The organism is Hyphomicrobium sp. DMF-1, from assembly GCF_027886585.1.
Taxonomy (GTDB): Bacteria; Pseudomonadota; Alphaproteobacteria; order Rhizobiales; family Hyphomicrobiaceae; genus Hyphomicrobium_C; species Hyphomicrobium_C zavarzinii.
In genome coordinates, this window is sequence record NZ_CP115706.1 from 4,594,242 (window position 1) to 4,609,356 (window position 15,115).

Sequence of the window (15,115 nt, forward strand, 5' to 3'; positions counted from 1 at the left end):
ACACGAGGCTTCGCCGCACTTGACTGCTCAAGCCGCCTTCTCGTGCCCTTCGACCAGGCGCACGATGTCGGCCATGATGTCGTTCAACTGGAAATCCTTCGGCGTGTAGACTGCGGCCACGCCGAAGCTCTTGAGCTTGACCTCATCCTCGGGCGGAATGATGCCGCCCACGACGACAGGAATGTCCGCAAGCCCTTCCTTGCGCATGCGATCCATCAGCTCTGACACCAGCGGCACGTGCGATCCGGAAAGGATCGACAGGCCGACCACGTGGGCGCTCTCGTCCACGGCGGCGCGCACGATCTGGGCGGGCGTCAGGCGGATGCCTTCGTAGACAACCTCCATGCCGACGTCGCGGGCGCGCACGGCGATCTGCTCGGCGCCGTTGGAGTGGCCGTCGAGGCCCGGCTTGCCCACCAGGAACTTGATGCGCCGGCCAAGCTTGTTCGACACGGCTTCCACGGAAGCACGGACGCCGTCCAGCTCCGTGCTCGCACGCTCGGGCGCCGCCTGGGCCACGCCGGTCGGAGCGCGGTATTCGCCGAACACGCGGCGCAGCGTCGTGCCCCATTCGCCCGTCGTCACGCCGGCCTTGGCGCAGGCGATCGAGCTTTCCATGATGTTGCGGCCTTCTTTTGCCGCCGATTCGAGATCGGACAGGGCCTTGTTGACGGCCTTCGCGTCGCGCCCTTCGCGCCAGGCCTTCAGGCGGCCGACCTGCTCTGCCTCGACCGCGGGATCCACCACCATGATCGCGCCTTCACCGGCTGTGAGCGGCGACGGCTCTGTCTCGGTCCACTTGTTCACGCCGACGACGATCTGCTCGCCGGTCTCGATCTGGCGCACGCGCGAGGAGTTGCTCTCGACGAGGCGCCGCTTCATGTAGTCGATGGCCGCGATCGCGCCGCCCATGCGCTCGATGGTGGCGAGCTCGGCCTTGGCCTGCTCCTTCAGCTCCTCCACCTTGCGGGTGATCTCCGCCGAGCCGTCGAAGATGTCGCCGTACTCGAGAAGGTCGGTCTCGTAAGCGACGATCTGCTGCATGCGCAGCGACCATTGCTGATCCCAGGGACGCGGCAGACCCAGCGCCTCGTTCCAGGCGGGAAGCTGCACGGCGCGGGCGCGGGCCTTCTTCGAAAGCGTCACCGCCATCATCTCGAGCAGGATGCGGTAGACGTTGTTCTCGGGTTGCGGCTCGGTGAGGCCGAGGCTGTTAACCTGCACGCCGTAGCGGAACATGCGGTTCTTGGCGTCGGTGACGCCGTAGCGCTCACGCGTGATCTCATCCCACAGCTCACCGAACGCCCGCATCTTGCAGATCTCGGTGATGAAGCGCATTCCGGCGTTCACGAAGAAGGAAACGCGGCCGACGACGGTGCCGAATTCCTCATCCGGAACCTCGCCGGAGGCCTTCACCGTATCGAGCACGGCGATGGCGGTGGCGAGCGCGTAGGAGAGCTCCTGCACCGGCGTCGCGCCGGCTTCCTGCAGATGGTAGGAGCAGACGTTCGTGGGGTTCCACTTGGGAACCTCGCGGTAGGAGAAGACGATCGTATCCTTGATCAGGCGGAGCGAGGGCTCGGGCGGGAACACGTAGGTTCCGCGCGAGAGATACTCCTTGATGATGTCGTTCTGAATCGTGCCGGTGAGCTTGACGCGCGGCGCGCCGGTCTCGTCGGCCGTGGCGATGTAGAGCGACAACAGCCACGCCGCGGTGGCGTTGATCGTCATCGAGGTGTTCATCTGGTCGAGCGGAATGCCCTCGAGCAGGCGGCGCATATCGCCCAGGTGCGAAACCGGCACGCCGACCTTGCCGACCTCGCCCCTGGCAAGCTCGTGGTCCGAATCGTAACCAGTCTGGGTTGGCAGGTCGAAAGCGATCGAAAGGCCGGTCTGCCCTTTGGCCAGGTTTTTCCGGTAAAGCTCGTTCGACTTGGCAGCCGTTGAGTGGCCCGCATAGGTCCGGAAAAGCCAGGGCTTATCCCGAACCGGACCCTTGCCAGCCGAACCCCCACCCGATTTTTCCGACATTCTCAAACCCCTCGCGCGCATTCACGATTTCCCATAGCGTACCGGCCGGCACGCGCAAGGCAAAAGTCTAATTCGTCACGGGGATAGCGTCAGGCGCGCAGGCGCTTGGGATCGTTGGTCAGAGGCGTGCGGATGCGGGTCGCGGCCTCCACCAGACGGGTCAGCGCCAGCATCACGAGGAGGGCCACGATCATGCCCAGCCCAGCCTGCACGACGATGTTTGCGCTTTTTTCGGTGCTGACGGAAAAGCCAAGGTGGTTCAAGGCATAGATTCCGGTGAGGCCGCCCCAGAAGATGGCGGGGGCAAACACGGCCGCCAACCCCTTCACCGGGAGCATCGCGCGCATCACCATAAAGACCAACAGGGTCAAGGCGGCGACGATCCAGTAGCTCATGCTGTCGGCCATGGCGATGTCGTCCAGAACCTTGAAAACAGCCTCGTGCCCCATGGAAGCTCCCGTAAAATGCAGCTCGAACCCTGAAACCCGCCATTGATAGCGCGCGTTCATTAACTCTTCGTATGAGTTGCCGGGGCTTCGCGGTGTGGCCCTCCCGTTTCCGGGTCCCGCCACGGCCGGGGTTTCAATTGAGGATCGTCTCCAATGTCGCCGCGACAAACTCTTTATTGCGGCGCCAAAAAGTGCTTGAAACGAGGCCGACGGTACGGAGGCGCTTCAAAAAGCCGCCTCCACTGACCGGTTAGGGCCATGGTTTCTGGGACATCCGGTCAACGGGATCCAGCACAATCATGGACCGCGGGACCCTTCTTCGCGTCAGGGAGAGACGAGAGCATGTCGAGCCAAAGCGCCGCAACAAAAGGCAGCACCACGGTCACTCCGGCTGCGCCTGCAATAGTTGCTGCCAAGAAAGACCTCTACGAGATCGGTGAGATCCCCCCGCTCGGCCACGTGCCGAAGAACATGTATGCGTGGGCCATCCGCAAGGATCGCCAGGGTGAGCCTGACAAGGCGATGCAGGTCGAGGTCGTGCCCACCTGGGAGCTCGACAGCCACGACGTGCTCGTTCTCGTGATGGCGGCCGGCGTCAACTACAACGGCGTCTGGGCCTCGCTCGGCACGCCGATCTCTATGTTCGACGTCCATAAGCAGCCCTTCCACGTCGCCGGGTCGGACGCGTCCGGCATCGTTTGGGCCGTCGGCTCCAAGGTGAAACGCTGGAAGGTCGGCGATGAAGTCGTCATCCACTGCAACCAGGATGATGGCGACGACGAGGAGTGCAACGGCGGCGACCCGATGTTCTCGCCCTCCCAGCGCATCTGGGGCTATGAGACGCCGGACGGCAGCTTCGCGCAGTTCTGCCGCGTGCAGGACCGCCAGCTGCTCGAGCGCCCGAAGCATCTCACGTGGGAAGAAGCGGCCTGCTACACGCTGACGCTCGCCACGGCTTACCGCATGCTGTTCGGCCATCGCCCGCACGTGCTGCGTCCGGGCCACAACGTTCTCGTCTGGGGCGCGGCCGGCGGTCTCGGCGCGTTCGCCGTGCAGCTCTGCGCGACGTCGGGCGCCAACGCGATCGGCGTCGTCTCGGATGACGACAAGCGTGACTTCGTCATGCAGCTCGGCGCCAAGGGCGTCATCAACCGCAAGAACTTCAAGTGCTGGGGCCAGCTGCCGAAGGTGAACTCGCCCGAGTATCACGAATGGCTGAAGGAGATGCGCAGCTTCGGCAAGGCGATCTGGGACATCACCGGCAAGGGCGTGAACGTCGACTGCGTGTTCGAGCACCCGGGTGAGACGACGATCCCGGTCTCCGTGCAGGTCGTGAAGCGCGGCGGCATGGTCGTGATCTGCGCCGGCACCACCGGCTACAATCTCACGATGGATGCCCGCTATCTCTGGATGCATCAGAAGCGCGTGCAGGGCTCTCACTTCGCTAACCTCCAGCAGGCCTCGCAGGCCAATAAGCTGGTGGTCGAGCGGCGCATTGATCCGTGCATGTCGGAAGTGTTCTCGTGGGCGCAGATTCCCAAGGCCCACATGCGCATGATGCGCAACGAGCACAAGCCCGGCAACATGGCGGTGCTGGTTCAGGCGCCCACCACGGGCCTGCGCACGTTCGAGGACGTGATCGAGGCCAGCCAGGCTCGTCACGGCTAGCTCGCCAAAAGCAGCGCGAGAAAGATCGGGGCGCGGCAGGTTTGCCGCGCCTTTTCTTTTAGGCCGCAGTCGGACCCAGTGCGGGCAACGAGTGACCGTCGCGCGTCTCGGGCATGGCGACGGTGTAGACCGCGAGCCCAGCCGATTGGCCGGGACCGCGAAGCAATATTCGGCGAGCGCGATGGACCAGCTCGCGAGAATGACAATCCAAAGCGGTTTGTCGGTAAACTTCATGTGGCCGTACCAAGCGAGCGTCATGAAGACGTTGGACGCTGCGAGCAGCAGGACCGGTGCAACAGGCTTCTACTTCTGCCGGACAAGCTCGGCGCATCCGGCCGTCGCTTCCTCGCCAGCCTCCACGTAGCAGGCGCCGATGCGATCCGGTCCCAGGATCCGGCCGTGGTTGTAGCCCTTGGCGTTCGGCGCGACCCAGGTGAAGGACAGGTTGTCCGGATAGATCACGCCGAAGAAGTTCTTGGTGCCGTCCGCATACGTGAAGTTGCCGCGGAAGCGGCGATCCTGCTGCTCGGTGATCACAACCTTCTTCTCGCTCCAGGTCTTGTAACCCTTCTTGTCGGAGATAGTGCGGTTCTCGCCGACCCAGGTCCCGACAAGATTGGGAATCGCGCTGTCGTCACCTGCGCCCGCCGAGGACGAGACGCCAACCATTGCCGCAAGCGAGGCGAGCGCGATGCCTCGGCGTCCCGCCAGACCCGGACGGGCATTCTGCTTTCGATGTTCCATAAACTCTCCCTTTGTGCCCTCGCGGGCTCGAACCGCTCCGGGCTGAGGGGAGATTCTATTTTCGAATCCGGCGAAGTGAAATTCACGCCTTCGGGATGTGCGCCCGGTCAGGCCGCGTTTCGACGCGGCTCGCTCTCGTGCTTGCCGTTGGTCAGCTTCTTCAGTTCCATGATGCCCCGGTTGACCTCGGCGCCGAGCAGGATGATCACGGCTGTGACCTGGAAAAAGATCATGGCGACCATCAGCTGGGAAAGGCCGGCATAGAAGCGCGCATAGTTGCTGATCGAAAGATAGTACGAATAGAAGCCCGCGATGGCGAGCCAGACCACGACGGAAAAGGTGACGCCGGGCCACACGTCCGCGAGGCGGCGCTTGCCAGCGGCGAGCCAGAGATGGAACGCCAGGAGCTGCGCGCCGATGACGGCCGCGCCCAGCATGTATCGCACGGCGGGCGCCAGCCACGTGGAATCGAGGATCGACCGGATCAGCGACGGCTCCACCCACGAGGGCCCGAATTGCGCGGCGAGCGCGGGGCCGACCACCACGGCCCAGGTCAATACCAGCATCGAGGCGCCGCTGATCAGGACGAGAAGCATGCTGAGCGCCAGACAGACCGGATAGGGCCGCGTCTCATGCACGCGATAGGCTCCGTTGAGGGCCGCGCGCAGCGTCTCGACCGCGCTCGTCGCGAAGAACAGCGCGAGAAATCCGCCGAATGTCAGGAGATCTATGCGGGTCTGGCCCATGATGGCATCGACCTGAGGTGCCAGAGCCTCGGCCACCGCCTGCGGCAGGTTGTGGAAGAGCTGCGAGACAGCCTCCGCCGCAAGCTCCCGGCCGCCGAACAGGCCCGCAAGCCCGCCCAGGAAGATGCAGAAGGGGAACAGCGATACCACGAAGGCAAACGCCACAGCACCGGCCATGGCGAAGCCCGAATGCTCGTAGAGCCGGTAGAGGGCAGACAACAACGTGCGGTAACGCTTCATCGGCAGGCAGTCTGGCGGGTGTTTGGTCTAATGTCGAGCCGGGACCCTAGTCCAAAGGGTCCTCCGAGGTCCATGTCCCCGGGGCAACTCTCGACATGAAATGCCCTGCCTCGTTAACGATCGCAACGGATCGTGGCGTAATGCCCGTCAGGCCCCGTGCGTTCCTGTCGCTGGGGCACGAGTTTGTCTTGACGGCAAGGCTCGGAAATTTGCAGATGACGTCCTGAAATGACGGGTCCGCGACGGGCCCGGGGGACGAATTGCGCCCCAAAGCCGGTGGGAGGATTCAAATTCATGTCGACCGTTGATCTCAAGTCCGGAAGCGACCTTCTGGCTGCCGGACCGCAGCGCCTGATCGAGAAGACCGCCGAGGCCGTGAAGGCCGCCGATCGGGTGCTGGACCTCGCCAAGGCAGGCGTGCGCGCCAGGATCAAAGAGGTCGGCGGCGTGGACGAAGCCCAGCACGCCGCGCACGGCCTCGCCTGGCTCGCCACCACGGTCGAAGCTCTGCGGCAAATGAACCTGTGGGCGGCGCGCCTCAAGGAAGAAGGCAACTTCGGCGAGTTCGAGCAGCTTCTGCTCCTCGCGGCCTTCGCCGAGTACGGCGCACAGATCGCCGGCGGCATCCCCATGAGCCAGCTCGAAATCATCCGCCCCGAAGCGCTCGGCGTCTCGAAGGCCGACATCCGCAAGTACGAGGATGCCGTGGCAGACGTGGTCGCGGCGGGCAGCACGGAGACCGTCAAGGCCAAGCTCGCGGAGTTTATCAAGCACGCGCAGGGTGCGACGACCTTCGGCAACTCCGGCCTCGACGAGACCATGTCCGCGATCCACGAGCAGATGCGCTCGTTCTCGGAAGCGGAAGTGGTGCCGCATGCGCACGAGTGGCATCTGGCGAACGCCTACATCCCGATCGAAATCATCGGCAAGGTGGCTGAGCTTGGCGTCTTCGGTCTCACGCTGCCGGAGGAATTCGGCGGCCTCGGGCTCGGCAAGCTCGCCATGTGCGTCGTCTCGGAAGAGCTGTCGCGCGGCTACATCGGCGTCGGCTCGCTCGGCACGCGCGCCGAGATCGCGGGCGAGTTGATCCTGCACAACGGCACGCCCGAGCAGAAGCAGAAGTACCTGCCGAAGATCGCCACCGGCGAGATCCTGCCGACGGCCGTGTTCACGGAGCCCAACACGGGCTCCGACCTCGCCTCGCTCAAGACGCGCGCCGTGAAGTCGGGCGACGTCTACAAGATCACCGGGCAAAAGACCTGGATCACGCATCCGGTTCGCGCGGATATCATGACCGTGCTGACGCGCACCAATCCGGACGAGAAGGGCTACAAGGGCCTTTCCATGTTCATCGCCGAGAAGCCGCGCGGCACGGACGAGAACCCGTTCCCGGCCAACGGTATGACGGGCGGCGAGATCGAGGTGCTCGGCTATCGCGGCATGAAGGAGTACGACATCTCCTTCGATGGCTTCGAGGTGCCGGCGGAGAACCTGCTCGGCGGCGTCGAGGGGCAGGGCTTCAAGCAGCTCATGAACACGTTCGAAGGCGCACGCATCCAGACGGCCGCGCGTGCGGTGGGCGTGGCGCAGTGCGCCATGGACCTCGCGCTCAAGTATGCGCTCGAGCGCGTCCAGTTCGGCAAGCCGATCTACTCGTTCCCGCGCGTCGCCAACAAGGTGGTGATGATGGCCGTCGAGACCATGATCGCACGCCAGCTCTCCTATTTCGCCGCACGCGAGAAGGATGAGGGCCATCGCTGCGATCTCGAGGCCGGCATGGCGAAGCTGCTCGGCGCCCGTGTCGCCTGGGCCAACGCCGACAACGCGCTGCAGATCCACGGCGGTAACGGCTTCGCGCTGGAATATCCCGTGTCGCGCGTGCTGTGCGATGCGCGCATCCTCAACATCTTCGAGGGCGCAGCCGAAATCCAGGCGCAGGTCATCGCGCGCCGCCTGCTCGAGGACAAGGGCTGATCCTTCCTTTCGGCTCAGACGATCATGTGGAGGGGCAGATGCGAGCATCTGCCCCTTTTTCCTGGCGGCGACCGGCTCTCCGCAGCGGGCTAAGGCCAACTCCCGAATAGTTGATTTTTTCCAGCCGAACCGGACAGTTACACTCGCAGCATCAGCTCCAGTCCTTCCCGGAACACCAGGATAAATTCTGATGCCCCTGCTCCTCCGCTCGCTTGCGGCCGCGCTTCTGCTCGCCGGTTCCGCTCACGCCCAGGACATTCCGGCGGAGGTGCCGCCCGCCAGCGACTTCGCACCCGGTTCGGGGCGTGTTTGGTTCTCGTCCTGCACGTTCGAGGCGGAGCGCTATGTCTCCTGCAAGGATGCGGCGCGCCCCGCCATCGAGGCCATCGCCAAGCCGGGAGACGGCACGCCCGGAGAGGCGCTCCAGGCCTTCGTGAAGAAGCTCTTCACCGACAAGGGCTGCACCTTCGATGCTCCGCCGGAGAGCTTTCGCGTGAACGGCATCTTCCTCTCGTTCGATTCAAAGGCCGCTCATCAGATCGCGTGCCAGGGCCAGAAGGCGGATCTCGTCTTCAAGCCAGGCGTGATCATTCTTCTGAATACGCTCTATTTCGTTGCGGGCGATCCGCCGCAGTAAGGGCTCGCACCTTCCCTTCCGGCCGCCGCACCGTTATTCCTCGGCGGATGACACAAAAATCCATTTTGATCACGGGAGCTTCGTCCGGCATCGGACTGGCCTCGGCCCGGCTCCTCAGAGGGCACGGATGGCGCGTCCTCGCGACCGCGCGCACGCAGCAGGACGCCGACATGCTCTCGCGCGATGTCGGCGTGGAAGTGCTCTATCTCGATCTCGCCGATCCGAACTCCATCGCATGGTGTGCGGAGCAAGCGCTCCGGATGACGGACGGACAGCTCACCGCCCTGTTCAACAACGGCGCTTACGGACAGGTTGGCGCAGTGGAGGATCTTTCGACCGATCTCCTGCGCCGTCAGCTCGAGGTCAACGTGATCGGCACGCACGATCTCACCCGGCGGCTGATCCCCTCCATGCGGGCGGCGGGGGGCGGACGCATCGTGCAGTGCTCCTCCGTGCTCGGCTTCGTTTCCGTTCCCTATCGCGGCGCCTACTGTGCTTCGAAGTACGCGCTGGAAGCGCTCAGCGACGCGCTCCGGCTGGAGCTCAAGGGTACGGGCATTCATGTCTCCATCATCGAGCCCGGACCGATCCGCACGCGTTTCGTGGAAACGGCGCTCGCCAATTTCCGTGCGACGATCGACATCGAAAGCTCAGCCCATCGGGACGTCTACCAGGCACGCCTCAGCGCAATGGAGCAGGGTGGGAAATCGACGTTCAAGCTGGAACCCGAGGCCGTTGCCTGGAAGCTCGTGCATGCAGTCGAGAGCAAGTCTCCGAAGCGGCGCTACATGGTGACGGTGCCGACTTACGCGGCCGCCGCGGGGCGGCGTTTTCTTCCTGCGCCTCTCGCCGACTGGCTCGCGCAGAAGATCTAAGGCCGCTCATTCACAGGTGAGTTCACCTTTCTTCAACCTTGGACCTCTATCGTGTGTCCACTGATGTTATTTCGAGCGCGCAGTTCGTGCGAAGCATCGGGACTGCGCCATCAACATTTTGAACGGTTTGATTGGCCATGCCGCTCCTGGAGACCATCACGAGCGTACTATTCGGCGGTAAAGACACTGCCCGACGCCGGGCCGCCGCCGCCCAGAAGCCCGAAGACCTTCGCACCGTCGTGCGCGTTCCCCAGCGCATGCGCAGCGGATATCTCTGGACCGAGAAGCTGATTTCGCCCCGCGCCTGCATGATCAAGGACCTGTCGGTGAAGGGTGCGCGCGTCGAGATCATCGGCGACCCCGTGAAGCACAGTCTTCTCGCCGACGGCGTGCGTCTCTACTTCGATACGGAGAAGCACGAGATTCAGAGCAAGGTGGTCTGGTCCAAGGGACAGATGCTGGGATTGCGTTTCGAAGGAAAGCCGCGACCGCCTTCGCGCACGTATCGCTAAAGCATTCTCCCGCGAGGTAAATCAGTTCGCGCGGCGCTTGTGAACAAGGCCCTGCTTGCAGCCGGCCTTGAACTCCATGTTGGAAATCTTCCGATCGCGATTGGTGTCGACGGCTTCGAAGCTGTCGATATAAGGCTCCGCGCCAGCGGGCGAGAGATCGCTACGTCCGGCCGCCAGATTCCAGATCGCCCTGCAGTCGTCCTCGCTCAACGCGGCGCCTGGCGGGGTCTCGCGCCCGGCATCCCTCGACGGCTCTTCCGCAACGGCCAAGCTTGAAACGAGGGCGAACAAGGCTGCGCACGCGTAGACTTTTTTCCTGGTGTTCATCATCAAACTCCCCGGTGTGCACTTCTCTCCTCGACCTTACATTTTCGTAGAGAAGCCTCGCATGCCTTGTCTCGCGGCGCCGGAAGCAACACGTCGTCTCCCTATACAGCGGGTTCCGCAGGTCCCGACCCCGAGGGCCTGACCATCCCGTAACAGGAGTAGATCACATGAACCGCACCTTCATCAAACTCGCCGCTGGCTGTGCCTCGGCGCTCCTGCTCGCCGGTGCGACGAGCTCGGCAAACGCCAACTACCTCGGTTATGGCAACGGCGATCCTGGAAACTGGAGCTTCTGGGACGAGCAGAACGGCGGTCCGGTGCACGAGACGCCGCCTCCAGCGCCTCACATCAGGACCGTGCACCATAGTTATGTGCACCACAGCACTCATCATCTGCCGAATATGCCGAAACGGCCCGACTACCGGCACTCCTGACCGTAGCGGCTCGGCTTCAGGCGGAACGTGGCCTCCACGGCAGACGTTCCGCCGCGCGGCTATTCATAAAAAATGCCGTCAACACGCACAAACTGAACACCGAAATTAAGCTGGTGAAATAGACTTTCACCTGGCGAAACATGTCGATTAAAAGCCAGACGCAAAAATACCGGTGAAAAACCCATACTGACATATGTATAAGTACGTACTCTTGTCGCCAGCCGTCACGAATCATGACTGGTTATCGCAAATTCACGACTCACTGCCTCGGTCGGAAAAGTGTGATGGCAAAACTCCTATTCGACTATCCTCTGGCGGAACGCGTTTTTCACAACGCGCTGGCAGCTGCGTGCATCGCCAGGCTCGAGGAAGAAGGCGAAGCTCCTGAGATCTCCGACTGCAGGGCTCTGATCCTTGCTGCTGTTATCACGGGCGTTCGCAGCGGCGAGCGCGACCCCGACACGTTGCTGGCGTTCGCTCTCGGACTGCTATTTCGCTTTTTTCCTCATGACAGCAGCCCAGCAAGTTCCAATTTTACTTTAGGACATCGTCCAAATCGGCGCCCGCTTTAAAAAAGCAACGCTCCGCTATTGCGGATTCATTTGTAAATAAAATTATTTCGGAAACATATGCCGACGCTAGGCATAGGTCATAGGATAACGATCAACCTTTGTCCTCTTTGTTTCAGTGTCGGGAAATCCACAACGACATTCAACAAATTACGTATCCACAATGTCGATGTTTTCATACCCCGTGTAAATATGGATATATTTGAAGCACGAGTATATGCGTGTGTATCGCTAGCGTTCTGATCTGATGCTTCGTCGATTATGGGGGTGCATGATGACGGACTTGAACGCACGGCTTTCTGTGCGGCCACTCTATATCCAAGTGCGCGACGCTCTCGTTCAGAAGATCACCGGAGGTGACTGGAGGCCGGGGGCCGCCCTTCCGAACGAGACCCAACTGGCCCAGTCGCTTGGAATTAGCATCGGTACTGTTCGCAAAGCTCTCGACATGATGGAGATCGAGCGCATCGTGACGCGCAGGCAGGGCCGTGGAACTTTCGTAAACGACTATGCTTCCAGTGATACTCCATTCCCCTTCTCAACGATCCGCAACAGCGAGGGGAAACGTGTCAGCGGCGAACGACACGGCAGGTCCGTCACGCGCGTTCAAGCCAGCGTGGAGGAGGCCAAGCGTCTGGGTGTCCGTCCGGACGACGAACTCATTCGTGTCGACCGCTCGAGAAGCCACAACCGGCTGACGTTTATGGTGGAGACCTGCCTGCTTCCAGCAAAGCACTTTCGCCGCCTGCCGGAGGAGCTTGGCCGCTATCGGCTATCGGTTCTGGCCCAGCAGAACTCCATTCTCCTTGGCCATGCGGACGAAAAGGTCGACATCGTACCGGCTAACGAGGCCGATGCCCGAGAACTCGGCGTCCCCGAACTCACCCCACTCCTGAGACTGGATCGCGTGATTTTTTCCGACAACCACGACGCTCTCGAATGGCGCGTCGGACGCTGCTTCCTGCGGCACCTGCATTACACAGTTCAGTTCACGTGATACTCCAAGCCGATGATGCCCCCGCCGTTCTTGCAGAAAATATCTGCACGGCCATGCTCGGGGCCTGGGCGTTCCGGCGCAGGACTTACAAAGCTCAGTTGGCGAAGCGGAAGTGCATGATGTCACCGTCCTTGACGACATACTCCTTGCCTTCGAGGCGCATCTTGCCGGCTTCCTTCGCGCCCACTTCGCCGCCGCCCGCCACGTAATCCTCATAGGCGATGGTTTCGGCGCGGATGAAGCCCTTCTCGAAGTCGGTATGGATGACGCCCGCGGCCTGCGGAGCCTTGGTGCCGCGCGCAATAGTCCAGGCGCGCGCTTCCTTGGGGCCGATGGTGAAGTAGGTGACGAGGTCGAGAAGCTCATAGCCGGCGCGGATGAGACGATTGAGGCCGGGCTCGGCGAGCCCCATCTCGGCCAGAAACTCGGCGCGATCCTCCGCGGGAAGCCCCGCGAACTCGGCTTCGATCTTGGCCGAGATGATCACGCACGCCGCGCCTTCCGCCTTGGCCCTCTCTTCGACCTTCTTCGAGTGGGCATTGCCGTTGGCGGCCGATGCCTCCTCCACATTGCAGACATAAACGACGGGTTTCGAGGTGAGGAGCTGAAGGGCGAGAAACGCGGGCTTCTCCTCCGACGTGATGTCGGCGAGCCTCGCAGGCTTGCCTTCGCGGAGCGGCACGAGCGCTTTCTCCATCACGACGAGCTGCGCCTTGCTCTCCTTGTCGCCGCTCTTGGCCTTCTTCTCGAGCGCGCCGATGCGCTTCTCGAGGCTCTCCATATCGGCCAGCATCAGCTCGGTCTCGACGACCTCGGCGTCCGCAAGCGGATCGATGCGGTTCTCGACGTGGGTGATGTCGTCGTCCTCGAAGCAGCGCAGCACGTAGGCCACGGCATCGACCTCGCGGATGTGCGACAGGAACTTGTTGCCGAGCCCTTCGCCCTTGGATGCGCCGCGCACGAGGCCCGCGATGTCGACGAAGGTGAGGCGCGTCGGGATGATCTGCCCGGACTTGGCGATGCCCGCGAGCTTCTCCAGGCGCTCATCGGGAACGCCGACCTCGCCGACGTTCGGCTCGATGGTGCAGAAAGGATAGTTGGCCGCTTCCGCCGCAGCCGTCTGCGTCAGCGCATTGAAGAGGGTGGACTTGCCGACGTTCGGCAGGCCAACGATGCCGCACTTGAAACCCATGGGGAAAGTCTCTCGAATTGTTCGAGGCTCGCCCTACACCGCCGCCAGCCGCCGATCAATGTAAAACGGCAGAACGGGCAGAGGTGTCGCGGCACCTCCGCCCGAAATCACGGCCTGGCGGCGAAAAATAGCCAGACGAGGACAGTTATTCGTCCTCCTCATCCAGCACTTTCTCGGTCGCGGTCAGGAGGCCCACGCTCGGGTTGGTGCCGCAGTATTTGCCGACCTTCTCCATGTTGGATACGAAAGCGTCGGTATCGAAGATCTTGTCCTCGGAATCCGAGGCGTGATAGCCCGCGATCCACATCAGGATGAACCCCAAGCCTTCCTCGTCCTCCTTGCTGGAGTTCACAGCGGCCTCGCAGGTCATGGTGGCGAGGTCAATCGCCTCGGCGCCATGGGCGGTTGCATTCTCGCCGAGCAGCTTAGAAGCGATGGACAGCACGCCGACCTTCGGGCGCTCCTTGCATCCGGCGAGGATTTTCTCGAAGTCCTTGCCGAGAGCGTTGAAGTCGACCACGGAGCCCTGCTCCTCGGTCACCGAGTAGCCGGCGATCCAATAGAGGATGCCGCCCATGCCGGACTTGTCGTTCGCAGAGCCGGAATCGATGGATTGAATGAGCTGGCTGCAGCTCACTGTCGACACGTCGATCTTTTCCGCCATGGCGGCGGTGCTCAAGCCCACAACTTGCAGCAGCACTGTGGCAAGGATGGAATAAAGGCGCCGCATATATGTCCCCCGGGTTAGCCCACTTCCGCACGGCAGCGCGATCGGCGCGCATCGGTGCACCATCGATCGCTCCTAATGCGGATTGCTTTACCGAGCCTGACCACGGCTCCGTAACAGGACCGAGGGGCGCCGCACTCAGCGGATTTTCGTGAGCTCGAAGGCGGAGTAGCTCGCCGGGCTCGGCAGCCTTTCCTTGCCGGTCATGGCATCGGCCAGGGCCTCGGCAACAACCGTCCCCTCCTCCAACTCCTTCACCGCGATGACCATGAAGGGGCGCTGCCAGTTGGTGCCATCGGCATCGCAACTGACGCAGCGCTCGCGATACTGGCCGAGGTTCAGGCTCGAGATCGGGATGGACGCGTCGATGGCGCCCGACACCAGTTCCGCCGTGCGGGTGGCGCGGCGGGCGGCGCGCTTCTTCTCCTCGACGGGGTTGCCTTCCTGGGACGCCGTGCCGACGGCGACGATCTCGCGTGCGCTGGCAAGGCCGTCGCGCACCTCCTGGTCGAGAACGTCGCCTGCAATCTCGGCGCCCGAGATCACGCGGCCGTCCCTCTCCAGGTCCTCAGCACTCCCGCGCACCCACAGGAACTGTTTCTTTGCGACGACGACATCGAACGTTCCGCGCCGGCCCGCCTTGTCGCGCCCCTCGATCTCGAAAATCAACGTGCCCTTGGTCTGGCGCATGGGCTCGGCGGCCGACAACGGGGCAATCTCCGTCGGCACGTAGGGCTCGGCGTAGGGATCGACGACGACGTTATGGACGACGACGGCCGCGGTGGTCAGAACGGCCGTGGAGCCGAGCGCGGCTGCGGCGCCTGCCTTGGTCTGCAGGAACGTCGACAGCCAGTTGTACCAATCCTGCCAGCCACGGATGCGGTCGAACCATTTGTAGGTGCTCCACGCGCGGCGCACCTTCTTCGATTTCTGGAATTGCTCCTTGAGCTTGTCCGTCCCGAGCGGCATCCGGCGCATCCCCCTTTCGAATTG

Annotated in this window: 16 protein-coding genes and 1 pseudogene; 8 read left to right on the forward strand and 9 right to left on the reverse strand. The window is 62.8% G+C overall.

Features of this window, described 5'->3' with window-relative positions:
* Window positions 1-27 precede the first annotated feature (27 nt).
* Window positions 28-2,031, reverse strand: a complete 2,004-nt coding sequence (locus PE058_RS21300; RefSeq protein ID WP_020084703.1) for a protein meaA — start codon at window positions 2,029-2,031, stop codon at window positions 28-30.
* Between the two features lie 89 nt (window positions 2,032-2,120).
* Window positions 2,121-2,480, reverse strand: coding sequence for a hypothetical protein (locus PE058_RS21305; protein WP_271029467.1), 360 nt, complete (start codon window positions 2,478-2,480; stop codon window positions 2,121-2,123).
* A gap of 342 nt (window positions 2,481-2,822) precedes the next feature.
* Here PE058_RS21305 and ccrA point away from each other — a divergent pair, with 342 nt between their 5' ends.
* Window positions 2,823-4,148, forward strand: coding sequence for a crotonyl-CoA carboxylase/reductase (gene ccrA / locus PE058_RS21310; RefSeq protein ID WP_020084701.1), 1,326 nt, complete (start codon window positions 2,823-2,825; stop codon window positions 4,146-4,148).
* 135 nt (window positions 4,149-4,283) lie between these two features.
* Here ccrA and PE058_RS21315 read toward each other — a convergent pair.
* The 3 genes and pseudogenes from PE058_RS21315 to PE058_RS21325 all read right to left on the reverse strand — a co-directional run.
* Window positions 4,284-4,433 (reverse strand): annotated as a pseudogene (locus PE058_RS21315) (DMT family protein); the annotation flags it as partial.
* Window positions 4,434-4,451: 18 nt separating this feature from the next.
* Complete coding sequence (locus PE058_RS21320) at window positions 4,452-4,892, reverse strand: lipocalin family protein (RefSeq protein ID WP_020084699.1); 441 nt, start codon at window positions 4,890-4,892, stop codon at window positions 4,452-4,454.
* Window positions 4,893-4,999: 107 nt separating this feature from the next.
* The gene (locus PE058_RS21325) at window positions 5,000-5,878 is read right to left on the reverse strand and encodes a YihY/virulence factor BrkB family protein (protein ID WP_020084698.1); all 879 of its coding nucleotides are present in this window, start codon (window positions 5,876-5,878) and stop codon (window positions 5,000-5,002) included.
* A 294-nt stretch (window positions 5,879-6,172) separates the two neighbouring features.
* On the opposite strand from PE058_RS21325, the gene PE058_RS21330 reads away from it, so the two are divergent.
* The 4 genes from PE058_RS21330 (at window position 6,173) to PE058_RS21345 (ending at window position 9,876) form a co-directional block, all read left to right on the forward strand.
* Complete coding sequence (locus PE058_RS21330; RefSeq protein WP_020084697.1) at window positions 6,173-7,852, forward strand: acyl-CoA dehydrogenase family protein; 1,680 nt, start codon at window positions 6,173-6,175, stop codon at window positions 7,850-7,852.
* 190 nt (window positions 7,853-8,042) lie between these two features.
* Window positions 8,043-8,489 (forward strand): hypothetical protein, encoded by a 447-nt coding sequence (locus PE058_RS21335; protein WP_020084696.1) that lies wholly within the window; start codon window positions 8,043-8,045, stop codon window positions 8,487-8,489.
* Window positions 8,490-8,554: 65 nt separating this feature from the next.
* Complete coding sequence (locus PE058_RS21340) at window positions 8,555-9,364, forward strand: SDR family NAD(P)-dependent oxidoreductase (protein ID WP_020084695.1); 810 nt, start codon at window positions 8,555-8,557, stop codon at window positions 9,362-9,364.
* A gap of 137 nt (window positions 9,365-9,501) precedes the next feature.
* The gene (locus tag PE058_RS21345) at window positions 9,502-9,876 is read left to right on the forward strand and encodes a PilZ domain-containing protein (RefSeq protein ID WP_020084694.1); all 375 of its coding nucleotides are present in this window, start codon (window positions 9,502-9,504) and stop codon (window positions 9,874-9,876) included.
* 21 nt (window positions 9,877-9,897) lie between these two features.
* Here PE058_RS21345 and PE058_RS21350 read toward each other — a convergent pair whose 3' ends face one another.
* A complete protein-coding gene (locus PE058_RS21350; protein WP_271029468.1) occupies window positions 9,898-10,203 on the reverse strand; it encodes a hypothetical protein in 306 nt (101 codons plus the stop codon).
* Window positions 10,204-10,370: 167 nt separating this feature from the next.
* Between PE058_RS21350 and PE058_RS21355 the strand changes: the two genes are divergently transcribed.
* The 3 genes from PE058_RS21355 (at window position 10,371) to PE058_RS21365 (ending at window position 12,203) form a co-directional block, all read left to right on the forward strand.
* Window positions 10,371-10,637: a hypothetical protein gene (locus tag PE058_RS21355; protein WP_020084692.1), complete on the forward strand. Its 267-nt coding sequence runs from the start codon at window positions 10,371-10,373 to the stop codon at window positions 10,635-10,637.
* Window positions 10,638-10,921: 284 nt separating this feature from the next.
* A complete protein-coding gene (locus PE058_RS21360) occupies window positions 10,922-11,209 on the forward strand; it encodes a hypothetical protein (RefSeq protein ID WP_156827241.1) in 288 nt (95 codons plus the stop codon).
* Between the two features lie 271 nt (window positions 11,210-11,480).
* Complete coding sequence (locus PE058_RS21365) at window positions 11,481-12,203, forward strand: GntR family transcriptional regulator (RefSeq protein ID WP_156827240.1); 723 nt, start codon at window positions 11,481-11,483, stop codon at window positions 12,201-12,203.
* 94 nt (window positions 12,204-12,297) lie between these two features.
* On the opposite strand, the gene ychF is transcribed toward PE058_RS21365, so the two are convergent.
* The 3 genes from ychF to PE058_RS21380 form a co-directional block, all read right to left on the reverse strand.
* A complete protein-coding gene (gene ychF, locus PE058_RS21370; RefSeq protein ID WP_020084690.1) occupies window positions 12,298-13,395 on the reverse strand; it encodes a redox-regulated ATPase YchF in 1,098 nt (365 codons plus the stop codon).
* Between the two features lie 145 nt (window positions 13,396-13,540).
* Window positions 13,541-14,125 carry an HdeA/HdeB family chaperone gene (locus PE058_RS21375; protein WP_020084689.1) on the reverse strand — a complete coding sequence of 195 codons (585 nt, stop codon included), beginning with the start codon at window positions 14,123-14,125 and terminating at the stop codon, window positions 13,541-13,543.
* A gap of 135 nt (window positions 14,126-14,260) precedes the next feature.
* Window positions 14,261-15,091, reverse strand: coding sequence for a hypothetical protein (locus PE058_RS21380; RefSeq protein WP_156827239.1), 831 nt, complete (start codon window positions 15,089-15,091; stop codon window positions 14,261-14,263).
* Window positions 15,092-15,115 lie beyond the last annotated feature (24 nt).

What these genes read in the sequence shown, in the direction of transcription:
- PE058_RS21355 (WP_020084692.1), top strand. Translation starts at nt 10,371, where the DNA reads ATGAACCGCACCTTCATCAAACTCGCCGCTGGCTGTGCCTCGGCGCTC.
- PE058_RS21335 (WP_020084696.1), top strand. Translation starts at nt 8,043, where the DNA reads ATGCCCCTGCTCCTCCGCTCGCTTGCGGCCGCGCTTCTGCTCGCCGGT.
- PE058_RS21300 (WP_020084703.1), bottom strand. Translation starts at nt 2,031, where the DNA reads ATGTCGGAAAAATCGGGTGGGGGTTCGGCTGGCAAGGGTCCGGTTCGG.
- PE058_RS21325 (WP_020084698.1), bottom strand. Translation starts at nt 5,878, where the DNA reads ATGAAGCGTTACCGCACGTTGTTGTCTGCCCTCTACCGGCTCTACGAG.
- ychF (WP_020084690.1), bottom strand. Translation starts at nt 13,395, where the DNA reads ATGGGTTTCAAGTGCGGCATCGTTGGCCTGCCGAACGTCGGCAAGTCC.
- ccrA (WP_020084701.1), top strand. Translation starts at nt 2,823, where the DNA reads ATGTCGAGCCAAAGCGCCGCAACAAAAGGCAGCACCACGGTCACTCCG.
- PE058_RS21320 (WP_020084699.1), bottom strand. Translation starts at nt 4,892, where the DNA reads ATGGAACATCGAAAGCAGAATGCCCGTCCGGGTCTGGCGGGACGCCGA.
- PE058_RS21345 (WP_020084694.1), top strand. Translation starts at nt 9,502, where the DNA reads ATGCCGCTCCTGGAGACCATCACGAGCGTACTATTCGGCGGTAAAGAC.
- PE058_RS21360 (WP_156827241.1), top strand. Translation starts at nt 10,922, where the DNA reads ATGGCAAAACTCCTATTCGACTATCCTCTGGCGGAACGCGTTTTTCAC.
- PE058_RS21350 (WP_271029468.1), bottom strand. Translation starts at nt 10,203, where the DNA reads ATGAACACCAGGAAAAAAGTCTACGCGTGCGCAGCCTTGTTCGCCCTC.
- PE058_RS21330 (WP_020084697.1), top strand. Translation starts at nt 6,173, where the DNA reads ATGTCGACCGTTGATCTCAAGTCCGGAAGCGACCTTCTGGCTGCCGGA.
- PE058_RS21365 (WP_156827240.1), top strand. Translation starts at nt 11,481, where the DNA reads ATGACGGACTTGAACGCACGGCTTTCTGTGCGGCCACTCTATATCCAA.
- PE058_RS21375 (WP_020084689.1), bottom strand. Translation starts at nt 14,125, where the DNA reads ATGCGGCGCCTTTATTCCATCCTTGCCACAGTGCTGCTGCAAGTTGTG.
- PE058_RS21380 (WP_156827239.1), bottom strand. Translation starts at nt 15,091, where the DNA reads ATGCCGCTCGGGACGGACAAGCTCAAGGAGCAATTCCAGAAATCGAAG.
- PE058_RS21305 (WP_271029467.1), bottom strand. Translation starts at nt 2,480, where the DNA reads ATGGGGCACGAGGCTGTTTTCAAGGTTCTGGACGACATCGCCATGGCC.